Raw genomic sequence first — 16,408 nt, 5'->3', positions numbered from 1 at the left:
AATTTGACTATTTAAAGCTTTCAAAAAATTCCAAAAAATAACAGCTTCGAAAAAAAATCAGTATAGATCTCATTTTTTAAAAAAATGTGAACCTCATCACATATTTTAAAATAACTTCCCTATATGTTTCTCGTGAGTAATTCAGAAGTAGATTTGAGCTCATATAGGATCTGCCCCAATAAAATATCTTTGTTGGTCATCGCCACTAAAACCAACGGATGCTTTGGATGAGGAATTGCGGTTAATAGCGCTTTTCCATTCTCTGCATCTAAGGTAATTGTTTGACATCCAACAAGATTGATTTCTGAAACAAATGCTGTCACTAAGGCCAAAATCGAACTACTCACTGCAGCAATTTTTCCAGAATTGTTAATATTTTTCTTGTTGGCTAAAGCAATTTCAAAACCATCAGAAGTACACAACATGATGAACTCTACACCACTGACCGAGTTCAAAAGTTGTCTGATTTGTTTTTCAGCATATATGACAAAATCATCGGGTACTTTTCGAGATGTGTTTAGATCAAGCATATTCAAGAAAACCCCATAAATTAATTTGTAAATTAAGCATTTTTAAAAGCCGAAAAACATGTTTTCTAGACTTTTTCTAGTGACAGAATTATTTGATATACTTCACATTTTAGCTCAATTCTATCTGTTTTTATTGGCTTGTAAATATTTTTTTTCAATTTTAATTTATTTTTACAGCACTGATTTTGTCTCCAAAGTTCAAAATTGTCAGATCTAGTACTACTCGTCACTTTTAATCGATTAATATCATAAATTGTTTAGATCTTAAACTATGTCTTGATTTAATTTTAACGATAAAACATAGAAACAACTTTTTTATTTTTTCATTAAGTATTTTATTGATACTTGAGTTTTAGATATAAAGCGAGTGTATTCATATTATATTAAACTTTTATTAAAATTATGTTGATCAGTTATTATTCAATATAAGATAAATTGATCTTATAAAAAATTTACATTTTATTTTTTGATTTGGTTATTTTTTGTGTTTATATTTGGATTTGTTGATCATTCCTCTATGTTTGCGACAGTGTGTGTTTTAGATGATACTAGGCACGAAATATGAAATTTAGTCTTTCTAAATGAGTAGTTCGTAACAAGGTAACAGTAAAAAATACACTAGTCCCTGAGCTTCGCCTTGTGCTGCCAATAAAGCAGTGCTTTGTTCTTACTCTGGTTGCAACTAAAATTAGCTCTGTTGGCGTTATGAAACTTAAAAGAGATCCGTTATTCTTTTTGTTTCATCCTTAGTGACTTATACAAGCTTTGCTCAATTTTAGCCTACAACGCAAGCTACTTATGAAATATTAACGAGCCCTTATTTTATCCAACTGCTGGATGCCAAAAATTAATTTAAAAAAGGTACAAGACAATGAATAAACTTCTACTTTCTCTTGGTCTGATTGCAACGATTGCACTTGTTGGTTGTAATAAAGACAAAGCACCTGAAACGGGTGCGACTACAGGTGAACATGCTGCAAATGCCGTAGAACAAGCAAAACATGATGCAGAACACGCGGCTCAAAATGCAGCGGATGCGACTGCTAAAGCTGCGGATAATGCAGCAAATGCAACTGCGACTGCTGTAGATCATGCAGCTGATGCAACTGCCCATGCTGCAGATGCAACTGTTGATGCTGCTAAAGATGCCACTGCAACTGCTGCGGGTGCTGTTGAAAAAGGTGCTGCTGACGTTAAAGAAAAAGCGAGCCAATAGTTTTAATATGAAAAAAAGCTCCTAAATATAGGAGCTTTTTTTCATTTGTCATATATTTACATTATAAATTAACCGACTTTCAGTCACATGGAGTTTTGTTTATGTCTCATTCTCACCACCTAGAACAGCATTTTATACAACGTACAGGCTGGTTAAGAGCAGCCGTCTTAGGTGCAAATGATGGCATTATTTCTGTGACTAGTTTAGTGATGGGAATGGCAGCAAGCGGTGCCTCAAGCCACACCCTGCTGATTACCTGTATTGCAGGATTAATTTCTGGTGCAACCTCAATGGCTGCCGGTGAATATATTTCCGTTAAATCACAGTCAGATATTGAAGCAGCAGATCTAAAAGTAGAAGCTCTAGAATTAGAAAAGAATCCGCACTTAGAGCTTAAAGAACTTACCCACATTTATATTCAACGTGGTTTAGATCCTGAATTGGCGCATCAAGTTGCTGTTCAACTCACAGAAAAAAATGCTTTGGAAGCACATGCACGTGATGAAATTGGGATCAATGAAGCAACTGCTGCAAGACCATTACAGGCTGCTGGTTCTTCTGCATTATCTTTTTCTATTGGTGCATTATTTCCGACATTATCAATTGTGTTTAGCCCGGAAGCATATTTAGAGAAAATTGTTTTAGTTGTCGGTATCTTATCTCTAGTCATACTGGGTGCGTTATCCAGCTATTTTGCTGGTACATCAATACTCAAAGGTAGTTTCCGTGTGGCTGTGTGGGGAATTATCGCAATGGCGTTCTCAAGCTGGATTGGTTCACTGTTCCAAGTCACTCCAATTTAATTTATGTCTTGATAAAATAAGTCGCAACTTAAAGATGTATTTAAATTATATTTTTATAATAAATACCGAACATAATTTGCTAATTTGCAGCCGCTTCGGCAAAGTAACTTAAAACACAAGGAGCTTAAGTATGTCTTTATTAGAACAATTAGGGATAAAACATCCCATATTACTTGCACCAATGGCTGGAGTTTCTACCCCACTATTGGCTGCAGAAGTATCAAATCAAGGGGCTTTGGGTGCTTTAGGACTCGGTGCAAATACACTAGATTCTGCATTAAAACAAATTCATGAAACTCAAGCACTAACACCACATCCTTTTCAATTAAACTTTTTCTGTCATGAATCAGCAGCATTAAACACTGAATCTAATCTGTTATGGAGTCAACATTTAGCAACTGAATTTGAAAAATTTGGTGCAAGCCCACCTACAGAATTAAAATGTATTTACCCTAGCTTTAAAGACAATGATGATTTTTTAAACCTTTGTTTAGACACTCAACCCAAAGCAGTAAGTTTCCACTTTGGCATCCCGCATGAATATCAAATTCAAAAATTAAAACAAGCCGGTATCATCACAATTGTTTCTGCAACCAATCTAACTGAAGCGCTCACTATCGAAGAAGCAGGGATTGATATTATTGTAGCTCAAGGTATCGAAGCAGGTGGACATCGCGGTATTTTTAATGCTCAAATTGATGGCGCAATTAAAACCGCTGATTTAGTCCAACTCATCAAAAAATATAGTTCACTTCCTGTCATTGCAGCAGGTGGTATTATGAATGGGCAACAAGCTAAAACCATGTTAAACCTTGGTGCTGATGCCGTTCAATTGGGAACTGCTTTTGTACAATGTAAATCTTCAAATGCCAATGCAGCATACCGCAAGGCTTTATTTGATCACCCACTCACTCAAATTACTTCAAGCATTTCAGGTCGCCCAGCACGTGGCATCATCAATCATTGGCAAGCGAGGATTGATCAGCCCGACCGTCCACATGTAGCCGCCTACCCTTATGCCTATGATTTAGCTAAACAACTGAATGCTTTAGCTGTTCAACATGGTGATACTGGCTTTGGTGCATTCTGGGCTGGAAGTAATGTTGGACTGATCCGTGAATTAGAAGCTCGAGATCTAGTTAATCAACTGGTTGTAGAAATGAACCATTCATAATGCTGACATGCCCGACATTACGGTTGTCTTCACTGGCCTGATTGGCATAGCCATAAATCACATTATCGACTTGTTGCCAATCTACCGTTGGATTACGTTGTATCAATACTTGAATTGGAATAGTACCGAGGTCATCTGCACGTACTGGCGCAAGACCACCGGCATAACGACCAAATGGAGTACGGATGGCATCTATGATGTAAGCGTTTTTCATGTTGTCTATATCCTTAATCCGGTATCGCGTCAATCAATGGAGCACCCGTCAAAGCCTGTAATTCTTCAAAGCTCAGACTTGCAACTTTTTCAAGCACTTTTAAACCCTCTGGGGTCACGTCAATCACACATAAGTCAGTATAGATACGATCAACACAATGCTTACCTGTTACTGGATAGCTCAGTTCTTCAACAATCTTAGGTTCACCTTGCTTGGTCACATGATCAGTGGTGATAAAGACTTTCTTGGCCCCTACAGCCAAATCCATTGCACCACCCACCGCAGGAATCGCATCTGGCGCACCGGTATGCCAATTGGCAAGGTCGCCATTGGCCGCCACTTGGAATGCACCCAATACGGCAATATCCAAATGTCCACCACGCATCATGGCAAAAGAATCACCGTGATGGAAAAACGAGCCACCCGTTAGCATGGTGACATATTCTTTGCCTGCGTTAATCAGCTCAGGATCTTCTTCACCTTTGGCGGGTGGAGGACCAAAAGCCAATAAACCATTTTCAGAATGCAGGAATACATCTTTGTCTGTTGGCAAGTATTTTGAAATCTTGGTCGGTAAACCAATACCTAAATTGACATATGCACCATCGGGAATATCTTGGGCAACACGTTCAGCAATTTGGTCACGGCTTAGTTTTTGGTAGCTCATGTTATTTCTCCTTATTGCTTATTGTGCGGGCTGTACTTGTACAACGTGCTGTACAAAGATACCTGGGGTGATGATGTGCTCGGGATCTAATCCACCTAGCTCAACCACTTCTGAAACTTGTGCAATGGTGACGTCTGCTGCCATCGCCATGATTGGACCAAAGTTACGTGCTGATTTGTTATAAACCAAGTTGCCCCAACAGTCGCCTTGATGTGCTTTAATCAGTGCAAAGTCTGCTTTAATCGGATATTCAAGTACGTAGTCTTTGCCATCGATATGACGTGTTTCTTTGCCATCTGCCAATAATGTGCCAAAGCCTGTTGGGGTAAAGACTGCACCTAAACCCATTCCAGCGGCTTGAATACGACACGCCAGATTGCCTTGCGGTACTACTTCAAGCTCGACCTTTCCAGCACGGTACAGTTCATCAAACACATAAGAGTCTGACTGACGTGGGAAAGAACAGATTACTTTTTTAACTGAACCGGCTTTAAGCAGTTTAGCCAAGCCATAATCACCATTACCGGCGTTATTACTCACAATAGTCAGGTCTTTAATACCCAGTTCAATTAGTCCGTCAATGAGTTCAGCGGGTTGTCCTGCGGTACCAAACCCACCAATCAGGATGGTTGTGCCATCTTTAATCTGCGATAAAACCTCGGTAAGTGAAGCCTCACTTTTATTTATCATAGCCAATCCATTATTCTAAAATTATTATGCTTTATTGTAGATTATTCAAATAAAAAGATAGCTTATAAAACTGCAAATACAATGTTCTGTAATTTAGAACAATTGAACACCCTTAAACTTAATATCATGAGGGGACTAATAATTTTAAGGGATGAAGAATTTATGGAAATGCAAATTAGACAAATAGAGAAAAAGCGCTTTGATAGCTTAATTGATAAACACTATGAAAAATTTGCGAATATGTGCGATACAAATCTTCGATATGTACATACCAGCGGTACAGTTGATGATTTAGCAACTTTTATAACAAAGCTCAAAGCCGGTTATTATGATTATCAACATATTGAATATGATATTGATACTGTTGTAGAGATGCAGGACTGCGTAATTGTTACTGCTAATTTTTATGCAAAGCTTTTAATTAATCAACAACCTAGAAAATTACAGAACCGAGCATTATCAGTATGGAAAAAAGAACATAAAGAACTAAAATTAATGATGTATCAGGCAACACCTTTTAGTTCCTAATTCAATAATAAAACGTTAGTCTCAAGCAGAGGCTAACGTTTTAGAAAAACTGCCCCATCTTTTACTTCAACTTTTACCAACGTCAAAGAGTGACCTTTGCAGGGACCATCAACACACAATCCAGTAGTTATATCAAACATCGCTGAGTGATGCGCACACATAATTAATTTATTTTTATAAGTACTGAATACACCTGTTTTATAATCTAACTGAACAGAAAAATGAGGACATATATTTTCATAAGCATAAAATTTATCTCCACCTTTAATCACAATAATACTTTTTTTAAGATCGTCAGGATGCGCCACTCTTAGACAAATTTCTTGAAAAAAATCAGAATTTTCACAGAGTTTAATTAAATTTTTCATAATTACTCTGCTGAAAGAACAAAGTCATATGTGATCAGGTAGTAGTCTCTATCAAGGCCATATAAAACTTTGCTTTCCTCATCCAACTTTGTGAATTGATAACTGACAATTAAACGATCTTTTACACCAAATACGGCATCATTATTTAAATAGTCATCATTTGCTAAAAAAAGATGAGTTATAAGTGACTGATATCCATCTGCAACAATTTTAAAATGGATATGCGCAGGTCTCCAAAAAGTACGCTTAGCATAATTCAGAAGTTGCCCTACTGTACCATCTGACGGGATTTGATAACTTACAGGCAAAATAGACTTAATGGCATAAGAGCCATTTAATTGACTAATAAATATACCCCGTAAATTGTCAATCTGTTGCATAGCATCTTGCCCCGAATACATCCCATTATCCGCGGTTTGCCAAACATCTATATAAGCATTAGAAATAGCTTTGCCATACTCATTTCTGATCTGACCAGTAATTAACAAAGGAATAGTTTGCTCTTCACCCTCAACCACGATGCTATCAGCAAATTGACGAACTGGCATATTCTCAATAAAAAAGGGGCCAAAAACTGTTGAAGGAGTTTGTATTTCATTCTTCTGGTGATTGATCTGATCAACCAGCATAGAAATACCAAGTACGTCCGAAAGTAAAATATATTCCTGACGCTGTTCATGACAAAGTTGTCCAGTTATAGTTAAGAATTGAATTGCATGAAGCCACTCATCTTCTGTTAATTGCACTTCATTAATATAGTCATGCAATTTCTCAACTAAGGCAGTAATTAAAGTACGATGACGTGCATTATCAATGTTTTGAAAGCTTTGAATAGCTTGTGTTGTTACACTCATAATAAATTCCTTTTTGGCAGCACAACTCACCTTTCCGCAGCAAATAATGCTGCGGTTAAGCCGATATTTATGGTGAAATTCGATTTATTTTATATCGGTGCTAACCCCAGATAAGCTTTGGTGAGCAGATCAACTAACTCCTCGTAGTCATAACCGCGGGGGTTATAATACGGGCTATCACAAATAATTCTTGCTACTTCAGCAGGCCCTTGTTCTGGTAAACCAATATCTTTTAGTGCCAATGGAATATTTAAAGACTGGTTTAATTGATAAATTGCCATACCAACATTTTCACGACTTGCTACACCTAATGCTCCCGCCAATCGTTCCATGGCTTCGACATCGGCATTACGGTTGTAATGTACCGAGTACGCCAAAGTGATGGCATGTGCTTGCGCATGCGGCAAGTTAAAGGTACCACCCAAGGTATGGCAGATTTTATGGTGAATCGCCATCCCAACTGACCCTAAACAGATACCTGCCAACCACGCACCATATGTAGCTTTTTGGCGGGCTTCAACGTCATGTGTATCTTTGACAATTGCAGGTAATGCGGCTTTGAGTGCCCGAATTGAATCAGTTGCCATAAGACTTATAATCGGGTTTTTGTCTTGCGCATACAATGCTTCTACCGCATGCGCCATAGCATTCATACCTGAACAAGCCGAAATTTCTGCTGGTAAAGTCAAACTCAGTTCAGGATCATAAATGACCACTTTGGGTAAGACATGAATGTCTTTACCAGTCGTTTTTAGGTTGTTTTCAGTTAGACCATATACTGTGGTCATTTCACTACCAGCATAAGTAGTGGGTATTGCCACAATTGGGGTATGAGTTTTTAAGGCAATAGCCTTGGCCAACCCAATAGTCGAGCCACCACCTAATGCTAGACAACAATCAATATTATTCTCTTTAACAAAATCAATGGCTTTAATTGCAACTTCAACAGGTACATGCATCACGGCATGAGGATAAACCCCCATTGCAATATCACCCAATTGTTGCACTAATTCTTGACCAGCATCTTCCTGTTCTGGTGTAGTTAACACTAAAACTTTTTGATAACCATGCTGATTTAAAATTTCTTTTGTTTCTTTTGACTTACCATTATCAAAATAAACATCCAAAGGTAAAGCTTTATAATGAAATGCGTTCATACAACTCATCCTCGCAGAAAATGAGGTGGAATATTGGCATCCACATTAACCCAAATAGATTTAGCATCCGTATAGTCATGAATAGCTTCAAAACCCATTTCTCGACCATAACCGGATTTACCTACACCACCAAATGGACTACCTGGATTTACACGTTTATAACTATTAATCCAGCACATACCAGCTTTGATGTTTTTAGCAAACTGATGAGCACGTTGTAAATTCTGTGTCCATAAGCCACTACCTAAACCATATTCAGTGCAATTCGCTATTTCCAAAGCCTCTTGTTCCGTTTTAAAGCGCAATACGGTTACAAAGGGACCAAATACTTCTTCTTGAGCAACACGATCCATTGGTTTGGCTTCAACCACGGTTGGTAAAACGTAATATCCATTTTGCAAGTTAATATCTTCTGGTGCTTTACCACCAGTTAACACACGACCACCTTGTTCTTTAGCAACCTCGACATATGACAACACTTTATTGCGGTGAGCTTCTGAAGTGAGTGGTCCCATTTCAGTATCGGGATCTAGAGGATCACCTAATCGAATTGATTCAGCTAGCCTGATAAATTTTTCCAAAAACTCATCTGCAATTGCTTCATGTAAAACTAAACGTGAACCTGCAATACATGCTTGCCCTTGGTTGTGAAAAATTGCCCATGCTGCACCATTAACAGCTGCATCAATATTGGCATCTTCAAAAATAATATTAGCACCTTTGCCTCCGAGCTCAAGTTGAACACGTTTCAGATTACCTATTGATGAACGAACAATATTTTGACCAGTTAAAGTTGATCCGGTGAAAGCAATTTTACCAACGTCCTCATGCTCTGCCAGTCGTTGCCCCGCCGTATGTCCATAGCCAGCCACGATATTGACAACGCCATCCGGAAAACCAGCTTTTTTAATTAATTCAGCAATTTTCAACGTAGATAAAGGAGTGAGTTCAGATGGTTTCATTACCACAGTATTACCAGCAGCTAATGCAGGTCCAAGTTTCCAACTCGTAAACATTAATGGGAAATTCCAGGGTACAATCTGTCCTACTACACCAATTGGCTCACGAACAACATAGTTTAAAAAACCTTGTTCAACTGGAATAACTGAGCCTTCAATTTTATCGGCAATTCCACCAAAATAACGGAAACAGGCAGCAGTACGCGGTACATCTAAACGGCGTGAGTCACGAATAGGATGCCCTGTATCTAAAGATTCAAGTTGTGCTAATTCCTCTGTGTGTTCTTCAATTAAATCAGCGAGTTTAAGGAGTAATCGGCCTCGCTCTGTCGCGGGGGTTGCTGCCCAAGATGGGAAAGCTCGTTTAGCAACAGCAACTGCAATATCTATATCCTCTGCTTCAGCTGCTGCAATTTTAGTAATTAACTCGCCATTAGATGGGTTAACTACATCAATGGTGCCACCATTTTTTGCAGGCACGAATTGGCCATCAATAAATAATTGATTATTCATAATTTCACCTAATGAGTATCAGAGGCTGTTAAATGTAGGAACTTAACAGCCTCTAGCTGAATGCTTAGAATTGGATTGGATAAGGAGATAGTTCACCTGATTCATAAAGTTCAGGTAGATTTGGGGTTGCATTTTCCCAAACAAGTAACATTGAACGTTTAGTTGAGTATCCTTGATGACGAATATTGGCTGGCATTGCAGCAATATCCCCTGCTTTCATAATGACGCGGGCAATAGGACTACCATCTACTTTATCGCCAATATCCCAAGTGATTTCATCAGATAATTGTAAGAACCACTCTACGCGATCATTGCCATGAAAAATTGGTAAAATATATTCTTCTGTAGTAGGACAGAATAAACTTTGTTTACAAACAGAAGTTACAGAGGGGTTCCAAGTCACGTCTGAACGCGACAGATATTTAAATAAGTTAAAACCACTAAGTTGACCTTCAAAACCAGGTTCACAATATATAATTGGATCATCTTGAACCACATCTTCAAACTGACGGTTAACCGGTAAATCATCACGTAAAGGTGAATCATCAGGTAAACTTGGCATACGCTTCGTGGCAATCCGATAGCGGTCAATCGCTTCTGAATTATCACCATGCTTACGACCAAAAGCAGAACCTGTTTCTTCTGGGGCAGCAAATGGATCAAATCCTTTACTTACCCAATCATGTAAAATAGCTTTAAAAGTCGCCATGATTAGTGGAGTTTCAAAGTTCTCAACATAATCTACGCCTGCTGCTTTTAATACGCCATTAAAAGTGCCAGCGTATAAGTCGACATTACCATAGTGGTTTTGAGTACCAATAACATGATCGAAGTTAACCCAACCATAGAAAAACCCCCAAGCAACATCTCTCATTAAAGCCCGTAAAAATGCATCAACAGATATTAAATGAGAATGCTCCTGACCTTTTGCTTCCCATGTTACTTTGGCAAAGTATTCATCACGACTGAACTTAAAATTACCTAACTGGAAAGTTGAATAACCTGAAATTTCATCATATCCAGTAATCGTTACCCCGTCATCTTCAACAAATTTATTTTGCATAGCATTCATTTTTATCTCTCCTTGATTACTTAATACAAATGTCATTCCATTTTTCGACAGAAAGGGGACCTTTAATTGTTTGTATTAACATCACTGATTTCTTTGACGCCTCAAAACGATATGCTGATCCGACTGGTAAAATAGCTTGGTGGCCTTTTTTCAAGACAACATACCCCATTGGTACCCCATCTGGTCTCTTTCCAGCAAGATGAGTACCCTCTTGATCCTGGGGGACTATCGGGCCTTTTAATTTCAAATAATCGACACGAACTTCACCATCCATTACGATCACAAATTCATCATGTGATGCCGTATACCAAGCAGATTGCCCTTCTGCCAGAACAGACTCAATGACAAATTTGAGGTTCATCCCAACAACTGTTTTTTCATAAGGTTTGCTCATTGCTGCCACTTCAAAAATATTTGAAAAGGCATAATTAGTAGCTTTACCCTGAATAATCTGGATTGAACCTTTTTCGTAGTTTTCCAAACTACCGAGCTTTGTTGTATAAGCACTCATTTCCATATTCCTTACTGAAATTCTTCGTGTATGGTCTTTCCTCGACAGTTTGAAATTACGCCAATCCCTCGATTAAGACAATGAAGAAAGCAGCAACATGAATGTTTGCAATCTGCGAACAATGGAAAAATAAATATAAAAAACAAAATATTACAATTATTTTCTACAATAAACCTCTGTTTAGTCACATTGACAGCTCAGTACACTTTGCACTTGAATAAAAAACGTTCGGATGAAGGACAAAATTATAACAACCATGGAAACAAGGTAGTTTTCTTAAATTTATTGAGACGTACTATGGACAGATTAAAAGTTCTCGGGGGTGCAATGTTCGCTATTGCACTTGCTCATGCGTCAGCAAACGCATCTGAAGATATAACACAACCACAGGGGTGGCTACTTCAATCTATCAATGACAATCCGCTGGACATTCAAGTTTCGGGGTTGGCTCAGGCCAGTGTTGCCGGCAGTAATCATGGCGGGCAAATGACACCTGCCACTATCTTAAGACGTGATGAAGGCATTACGCTGGATCAAGCCGCCATCACCATTGAAAAAAAGATCAAAAGTAATATTGCCAGTCGGGTTGGACCATTTCCAAGGGACATGCCAAAAGCTTTTGACTGGGGTTTTAACATCACTGGCATGTATGGTGCCGACAACTTTTTCTTCCGAACCTATGGCCTAGATGATGATTGGGGCAGCAACAAGGTGGGAAATTTTGACTCATCGGATATTTATGCTTCCTTAACCCAAGCCTATGCCGAATTTTACTTCCCTGTTTTAGGTGGTAGTAATTTGATGCTCGGCTTATTTCATACACCTTTGGCCAATGAAATTGGTTTTGCCTTGCCTGCACCTGCACCAACTACCTTTTACACCCACCCTTACAGCTTTATCCATGGTCCAGCAAAACATGTGGGTACTCTATGGAGCAGCCATATTTTCAATAATCCAGACAGTGCAAAATTGTCTTATGAAGTTGGTGCAGTACGTGGTTACAACAACCTACAAGACCCCAATGATGACTGGGATGCCATTGCCAACTTGCGCTGGCGCAGCAAGGATTTTTCACTGTGGGTCGACTTTGAAAATATCTATGGCAACGGCGCCGATGACTCCTTTAGCAAATGTGGTTGCGGCTCACCAATTCCTGCCAGCTCTGCCTTGGCAAAAGATGATTACCTAACCCGCTATCAAAGTTATCTCACCATCACCAAATTTTTAGACCCGAAAAACATCGTGACCGCCGAAGCGTCCTATGGCTATCAAGAAAAAGCATTATTGACAGATATTTTTAATCAGGAACCTTACGGTATTCCGAAACAAGGCGGTAAAGATGCTTCTTGGTACGGGCTCAACGTCAGCTACAACCATATGATTAACTCGCAACTCAGTTCAGCCCTACGTGCCGAATACTTTAATACAGATGGTGTACATGTATTAGTGCCATATGAAGGCATCTACAAAGCCGTAACCGCCAACGTCACTTGGAATCCGAAACCATACTTACGTATCCGCCCAGAAATTCGTTACGACAGGTACAGTGGTAATTACAAACCATTTGCAGCTAAAGACAACGCATTACCTCCTTTGGTCAATGGCACTGAAGATGATCAACTGTCTTACTCACTTGACCTAACTTTCTTTTTTTAAATTCATTGAAAAGGATATAAATATGAATATACAAAAATGGGATACTTCTTACGAATGGAAGATTGTACTCCTTCTCACACTTAGTTTTGGCCTTGTGGGATTAGATCGTTGGATTATTGCCCCCTTATTACCTTCAATCATGAAAGATTTATCTTTAAATTACCAAGATGTTGGTCTAATTTTTGGTGCCTTGGGAATAACTTGGGGAATCTTCGCAATATATGCAGGAAGGTTATCAGATAAAATTGGTCATCGTAAGATTTTACTAATATCTCTTGTCGTTTTTTCGTTAGCTTCAGGTTTCTCTGGAGCTGCAATGGGTTTGACCAGTCTAATTCTAATTCGTTCTATAATGGGTATTTCAGAAGGTGCATTCTGTCCAACAAGTTTTGCTGCGACTGCAGTTGCAGCAAAACCCTCGCGTCGTGGTGCCTTGCAAGGATTACAGCAAAGTGGCTTTGCTTTATTTGGTCTGGGCTTAGGGCCAATTATCGCTACACAACTCCTTTTAATCGTACCCTCATGGCGTGAGGTATTCTGGGTTGTTGCAATTCCTGGTTTTATTATAGCCGTGTTTTTATTTTTTATTCTAAAAGAGCCACAAGATACTCAAGGAGGTCAATTACTAATTACCGAAAAACAGGTTGAAACACAAGTAAAAGTGAATTGGATTGATTTACTCAAAACACGGAATATTTTACTAAGTATGATTGGCCTCTTTTGTACGATGTCATGTGTTTTTGTTATTAGTGCAATGGTTCCTTTGTATTTAGAAAATTTCTTAAAACTTAGCTCTCAAGAGATGGGATTAATTGTTTCTGCTATCGGTTTTGGTGGTTTTTTAGGGCAATTTCTTGTTCCTGCCGCATCGGATTGGATTGGTCGACGCCTTGCTTCTATTCTAGGATTTATTGGAGCAACTATTTTTATTTATTTATTTGCTAATGCTTCTGCATCTATCCCAATATTATTTGGATTACTCTTTGTGCTTTCCTTCTTTAGTTTAGGATTAATCGCCTTACTATCAGGCCCCTTAGCTGCAGAATCTGCACCAGCAGGATTAGTTGCATCTTCAATTGGGCTCGTAGTAGGTGCAGGTGAAATTTTTGGTGGCGGTATTGCACCTGTAATTTCTGGAATAATTGCTGAGAACTATGGTATCCAGAATATTTTTTACTTAAGCTTAGTAGGTACAATTATTGGTATATGCATGAGTTTTTTTATTAAAGAAACTGCTCCTCGTAAAGTACAGTCTATTGAAGTATATGAAATTGAACCCACTCAAAAGTTATAATGTTGATCTAATAAAAAAGCATTCATAGTGAGTAATGACTGTAAGTTAAGCCAAATTATTGGATAAATTCTTAACTAATCAACATTAATACATAGTGGGTGCTTTTACTTTGCTTAATATACAATCAATTATTTTTAGATAATTTAGTTTATCCTTTAAATTTCGTGGGATATAAAATCAATATCTTATTTTCATAGTTGATGGATTAACTTATGGATAAATTACAATGTATGGAAGCATTTGTGAGAGTCGCACAAAGTGGAAGTTTTATTCAAGCAGCTGAATCAATTGGTGTTACTCGTTCAGTGATCAGTACACGTATTCAACAACTGGAAAAGTTTGTCAATGCGCCTTTATTTCATCGTAGTACCCGATCAGTAAGGTTATCGGCTATTGGTGAAAAATACTATCCCGAATGTGTCGAGCTTATTAGCCGTTTCGAGCAACTCGCTGATGAAATGTCACATGCAAAAAATGAGTTACATGGCCTATTACGTATTTATATGGCCCCTGGTTTTGCTTTAAGTTATTTCAGTAAACGTTTATATCAGTTCACAGCACAGTATAAAGATATTGAATTAGATATTGTTGTATACGATAAAGTCATTGATCCTATTTCTTCTGGATTTGACATTGTTTTTCAAATGTTTCCTCCTAAAGGAGAAAGCCTAATTGAGAGGAAAATTTTCAATGTAAACCGTGTGATGTGTGCTTCACCAGAATTTATTGAAAAACATGGCCAACCCAAAAACCCACACCAACTTCAGCAGTTTGAATTAGGTTATTATTCTGGATATCCCGAAAGAAACAAAATCAAATTTATGATCAATAATAAGTTCCAAGAGTTCTCTATTCATGCGAGAGTCTCATCAAGCTCAATTCATTTATTACATGATTTTGCTTTAACAGGGGGCGGTATTGTTTGCCTACCAACAATCGTCGCATGTGAGAGCCTTTATAAAAAGAAACTAATTCCAGTACTTACTGACTATCCTTTACCTAATTATGGGTTAAGAGCCGTATTTCCTTCGAACTCTAGAAATTTAACCAAAATCCGTTGCATAATCGATTTTCTAGTGGAAAAACTAGATCTTGTTCCAGAATGGGATCAACAACTGATAGAAAGCGGCTGCTTATCACCTAGGGTTAAATTCTTTCAATAATTAAATATTCTCCACATACTTCTTAGAATGAAAAAAATAGCCGTCTTACTAAGCATTCATTTAAATCTATCTTATAAAGATAGTAAGGGAACAGCGAAAGTTATTTAAATTATAACAATGGGATATAAATAACATTCTTCTTAATTATTACTTTAAAAATTAACACTATAAGAAATAATAGTTCTATTTTACATGTTGTTTGCTCCAGTATCATTTTTATAATTAAAGTTTAGTCCTAGCACGCTTAACCCTTTAAATATTCTTTGTTTTATTTGATGATTCATAATTAAATCAAATTCATTTTCACCAAATCCTTAGCTGTTCAACATGGTGATACTGGCTTTGGTGCATTCTGGGCTGGAAGTAATGTTGGACTGATCCGTGAATTAGAAGCTCGAGATCTAGTTAATCAACTGGTTGCAGAAATGAACCATTCTTAATGCTTAACTAAGCTGTCAATAGAAGCTGAACTGCGACAGCTTCTATTTATACTTATTATGCTTGGCTTTGTTCAACTAACATATACACCAAATCTAATTCGGGGCATACATACCCCAATCCTGTCATTGCAGCAGTAATTTGCCCACGATGATGTGTGCCATGATTAAATACATGCATAAGAGTAGCAGCATAAGGCAAAGTCAGTTCTTGTCCAGAAACTCGTTTATAGGTTAAATCTGCATTTAAGGTTTTTTCATCTAACTGCTCTAGAAACTCAATCCAGTTATTCGACTTCTCTTGTAATTCGTCCAGTAATAGGGTTTTTTCAGTTTGGATGATAGTATCTAATGCAATTGCAGGTGATACACCCTGCTTAAAGCGTGAATACCAAAGATAATGTTCCCCCAATAGCAAATGATTCAAAGTGCCAGCAATGCTTTTAAAATAAAGACCAACATTTTTGTTAAAATCATCATCGGACACAGCTTTTAAACTTTCACAAAGACGCTGGGTTGCCCATATATTGTATTGTGCCAGTATTCTCAAAGAATCTTTATTCATGACTTAAATAAACCATTATTATGGGTGTATAAAATAT

The 16,408-nt window shown here is 37.9% G+C and carries 17 protein-coding genes and 2 pseudogenes; 8 read left to right on the top strand and 11 right to left on the bottom strand.

Going from position 1 to position 16,408, the window contains the following annotated elements; genetic code table 11:
• Positions 1-119 precede the first annotated feature (119 nt).
• Positions 120-530: a roadblock/LC7 domain-containing protein gene (locus tag AC4CUY_RS06370; RefSeq protein ID WP_336954524.1), complete on the bottom strand. Its 411-nt coding sequence runs from the start codon at positions 528-530 to the stop codon at positions 120-122.
• Positions 531-1,401: 871 nt separating this feature from the next.
• Here AC4CUY_RS06370 and AC4CUY_RS06365 point away from each other — a divergent pair.
• The 3 genes from AC4CUY_RS06365 (at position 1,402) to AC4CUY_RS06355 (ending at position 3,723) form a co-directional block, all read left to right on the top strand.
• Positions 1,402-1,746, top strand: a complete 345-nt coding sequence (locus AC4CUY_RS06365) for a hypothetical protein (protein WP_151803479.1) — start codon at positions 1,402-1,404, stop codon at positions 1,744-1,746.
• A 101-nt stretch (positions 1,747-1,847) separates the two neighbouring features.
• Complete coding sequence (locus AC4CUY_RS06360) at positions 1,848-2,549, top strand: VIT1/CCC1 transporter family protein (RefSeq protein WP_419328834.1); 702 nt, start codon at positions 1,848-1,850, stop codon at positions 2,547-2,549.
• 130 nt (positions 2,550-2,679) lie between these two features.
• Positions 2,680-3,723, top strand: coding sequence for an NAD(P)H-dependent flavin oxidoreductase (locus AC4CUY_RS06355; RefSeq protein ID WP_336954521.1), 1,044 nt, complete (start codon positions 2,680-2,682; stop codon positions 3,721-3,723).
• On the opposite strand, the pseudogene AC4CUY_RS06350 reads toward AC4CUY_RS06355, so the two are convergent.
• From AC4CUY_RS06350 to AC4CUY_RS06340, 3 genes and pseudogenes are all read right to left on the bottom strand, one after another.
• A pseudogene (locus tag AC4CUY_RS06350) lies at positions 3,719-3,937 on the bottom strand (thiolase family protein); the annotation flags it as partial. The gene AC4CUY_RS06355 and the pseudogene AC4CUY_RS06350 overlap by 5 nt on opposite strands.
• 13 nt (positions 3,938-3,950) lie before the next feature.
• The gene (locus AC4CUY_RS06345) at positions 3,951-4,604 is read right to left on the bottom strand and encodes a 3-oxoacid CoA-transferase subunit B (protein WP_490773829.1); all 654 of its coding nucleotides are present in this window, start codon (positions 4,602-4,604) and stop codon (positions 3,951-3,953) included.
• Positions 4,605-4,622: 18 nt separating this feature from the next.
• Positions 4,623-5,294 carry a 3-oxoacid CoA-transferase subunit A gene (locus AC4CUY_RS06340; protein ID WP_419820659.1) on the bottom strand — a complete coding sequence of 224 codons (672 nt, stop codon included), beginning with the start codon at positions 5,292-5,294 and terminating at the stop codon, positions 4,623-4,625.
• A gap of 162 nt (positions 5,295-5,456) precedes the next feature.
• Here AC4CUY_RS06340 and AC4CUY_RS06335 point away from each other — a divergent pair, with 162 nt between their 5' ends.
• The gene (locus tag AC4CUY_RS06335; protein ID WP_419328693.1) at positions 5,457-5,822 is read left to right on the top strand and encodes a nuclear transport factor 2 family protein; all 366 of its coding nucleotides are present in this window, start codon (positions 5,457-5,459) and stop codon (positions 5,820-5,822) included.
• 32 nt (positions 5,823-5,854) lie between these two features.
• Here the strand turns inward: AC4CUY_RS06335 and AC4CUY_RS06330 are convergent, their stop codons facing one another.
• From AC4CUY_RS06330 to AC4CUY_RS06305, 6 genes are all read right to left on the bottom strand, one after another.
• Positions 5,855-6,190 (bottom strand): Rieske (2Fe-2S) protein, encoded by a 336-nt coding sequence (locus AC4CUY_RS06330; RefSeq protein ID WP_419328691.1) that lies wholly within the window; start codon positions 6,188-6,190, stop codon positions 5,855-5,857.
• 2 nt (positions 6,191-6,192) lie between these two features.
• Positions 6,193-7,044, bottom strand: a complete 852-nt coding sequence (locus AC4CUY_RS06325; protein WP_419328690.1) for a dioxygenase family protein — start codon at positions 7,042-7,044, stop codon at positions 6,193-6,195.
• Positions 7,045-7,133: 89 nt separating this feature from the next.
• Complete coding sequence (locus AC4CUY_RS06320; RefSeq protein WP_419328688.1) at positions 7,134-8,201, bottom strand: maleylacetate reductase; 1,068 nt, start codon at positions 8,199-8,201, stop codon at positions 7,134-7,136.
• A 5-nt stretch (positions 8,202-8,206) separates the two neighbouring features.
• Complete coding sequence (locus AC4CUY_RS06315; RefSeq protein WP_419328686.1) at positions 8,207-9,673, bottom strand: aldehyde dehydrogenase family protein; 1,467 nt, start codon at positions 9,671-9,673, stop codon at positions 8,207-8,209.
• Positions 9,674-9,737: 64 nt separating this feature from the next.
• The gene (locus tag AC4CUY_RS06310) at positions 9,738-10,745 is read right to left on the bottom strand and encodes a hydroxyquinol 1,2-dioxygenase (RefSeq protein ID WP_419820662.1); all 1,008 of its coding nucleotides are present in this window, start codon (positions 10,743-10,745) and stop codon (positions 9,738-9,740) included.
• Positions 10,746-10,761: 16 nt separating this feature from the next.
• Positions 10,762-11,256 (bottom strand): cupin domain-containing protein, encoded by a 495-nt coding sequence (locus AC4CUY_RS06305; RefSeq protein ID WP_419820663.1) that lies wholly within the window; start codon positions 11,254-11,256, stop codon positions 10,762-10,764.
• Positions 11,257-11,553: 297 nt separating this feature from the next.
• On the opposite strand from AC4CUY_RS06305, the gene AC4CUY_RS06300 reads away from it, so the two are divergent.
• The 4 genes and pseudogenes from AC4CUY_RS06300 to AC4CUY_RS06285 form a co-directional block, all read left to right on the top strand.
• Entirely contained in the window at positions 11,554-12,912 is a 1,359-nt protein-coding gene (locus AC4CUY_RS06300; protein WP_490773828.1) for an outer membrane beta-barrel protein, read from the top strand.
• 22 nt (positions 12,913-12,934) lie between these two features.
• Entirely contained in the window at positions 12,935-14,206 is a 1,272-nt protein-coding gene (locus AC4CUY_RS06295) for an MFS transporter (RefSeq protein ID WP_490773827.1), read from the top strand.
• A 212-nt stretch (positions 14,207-14,418) separates the two neighbouring features.
• Positions 14,419-15,369 carry a LysR family transcriptional regulator gene (locus tag AC4CUY_RS06290; RefSeq protein WP_419328678.1) on the top strand — a complete coding sequence of 317 codons (951 nt, stop codon included), beginning with the start codon at positions 14,419-14,421 and terminating at the stop codon, positions 15,367-15,369.
• A gap of 332 nt (positions 15,370-15,701) precedes the next feature.
• A pseudogene (locus AC4CUY_RS06285) lies at positions 15,702-15,809 on the top strand (nitronate monooxygenase); the annotation flags it as partial.
• Positions 15,810-15,864: 55 nt separating this feature from the next.
• Here AC4CUY_RS06285 and AC4CUY_RS06280 read toward each other — a convergent pair.
• Positions 15,865-16,371, bottom strand: coding sequence for a DinB family protein (locus AC4CUY_RS06280; RefSeq protein WP_490773826.1), 507 nt, complete (start codon positions 16,369-16,371; stop codon positions 15,865-15,867).
• Positions 16,372-16,408: the final 37 nt, after the last annotated feature.

This window comes from Acinetobacter sp. 778_lipA, assembly GCF_058242985.1.
This window is presented reverse-complemented; position numbering and strand designations above follow the sequence as displayed.

Coding starts and splice junctions, on each gene's coding strand:
- AC4CUY_RS06370 (WP_336954524.1), bottom strand. CDS start 530: ATGCTTGATCTAAACACATCTCGAAAAGTACCCGATGATTTTGTCATA.
- AC4CUY_RS06365 (WP_151803479.1), top strand. CDS start 1,402: ATGAATAAACTTCTACTTTCTCTTGGTCTGATTGCAACGATTGCACTT.
- AC4CUY_RS06360 (WP_419328834.1), top strand. CDS start 1,848: ATGTCTCATTCTCACCACCTAGAACAGCATTTTATACAACGTACAGGC.
- AC4CUY_RS06355 (WP_336954521.1), top strand. CDS start 2,680: ATGTCTTTATTAGAACAATTAGGGATAAAACATCCCATATTACTTGCA.
- AC4CUY_RS06345 (WP_490773829.1), bottom strand. CDS start 4,604: ATGAGCTACCAAAAACTAAGCCGTGACCAAATTGCTGAACGTGTTGCC.
- AC4CUY_RS06340 (WP_419820659.1), bottom strand. CDS start 5,294: ATGATAAATAAAAGTGAGGCTTCACTTACCGAGGTTTTATCGCAGATT.
- AC4CUY_RS06335 (WP_419328693.1), top strand. CDS start 5,457: ATGGAAATGCAAATTAGACAAATAGAGAAAAAGCGCTTTGATAGCTTA.
- AC4CUY_RS06330 (WP_419328691.1), bottom strand. CDS start 6,190: ATGAAAAATTTAATTAAACTCTGTGAAAATTCTGATTTTTTTCAAGAA.
- AC4CUY_RS06325 (WP_419328690.1), bottom strand. CDS start 7,044: ATGAGTGTAACAACACAAGCTATTCAAAGCTTTCAAAACATTGATAAT.
- AC4CUY_RS06320 (WP_419328688.1), bottom strand. CDS start 8,201: ATGAACGCATTTCATTATAAAGCTTTACCTTTGGATGTTTATTTTGAT.
- AC4CUY_RS06315 (WP_419328686.1), bottom strand. CDS start 9,673: ATGAATAATCAATTATTTATTGATGGCCAATTCGTGCCTGCAAAAAAT.
- AC4CUY_RS06310 (WP_419820662.1), bottom strand. CDS start 10,745: ATGAATGCTATGCAAAATAAATTTGTTGAAGATGACGGGGTAACGATT.
- AC4CUY_RS06305 (WP_419820663.1), bottom strand. CDS start 11,256: ATGAGTGCTTATACAACAAAGCTCGGTAGTTTGGAAAACTACGAAAAA.
- AC4CUY_RS06300 (WP_490773828.1), top strand. CDS start 11,554: ATGGACAGATTAAAAGTTCTCGGGGGTGCAATGTTCGCTATTGCACTT.
- AC4CUY_RS06295 (WP_490773827.1), top strand. CDS start 12,935: ATGAATATACAAAAATGGGATACTTCTTACGAATGGAAGATTGTACTC.
- AC4CUY_RS06290 (WP_419328678.1), top strand. CDS start 14,419: ATGGATAAATTACAATGTATGGAAGCATTTGTGAGAGTCGCACAAAGT.
- AC4CUY_RS06280 (WP_490773826.1), bottom strand. CDS start 16,371: ATGAATAAAGATTCTTTGAGAATACTGGCACAATACAATATATGGGCA.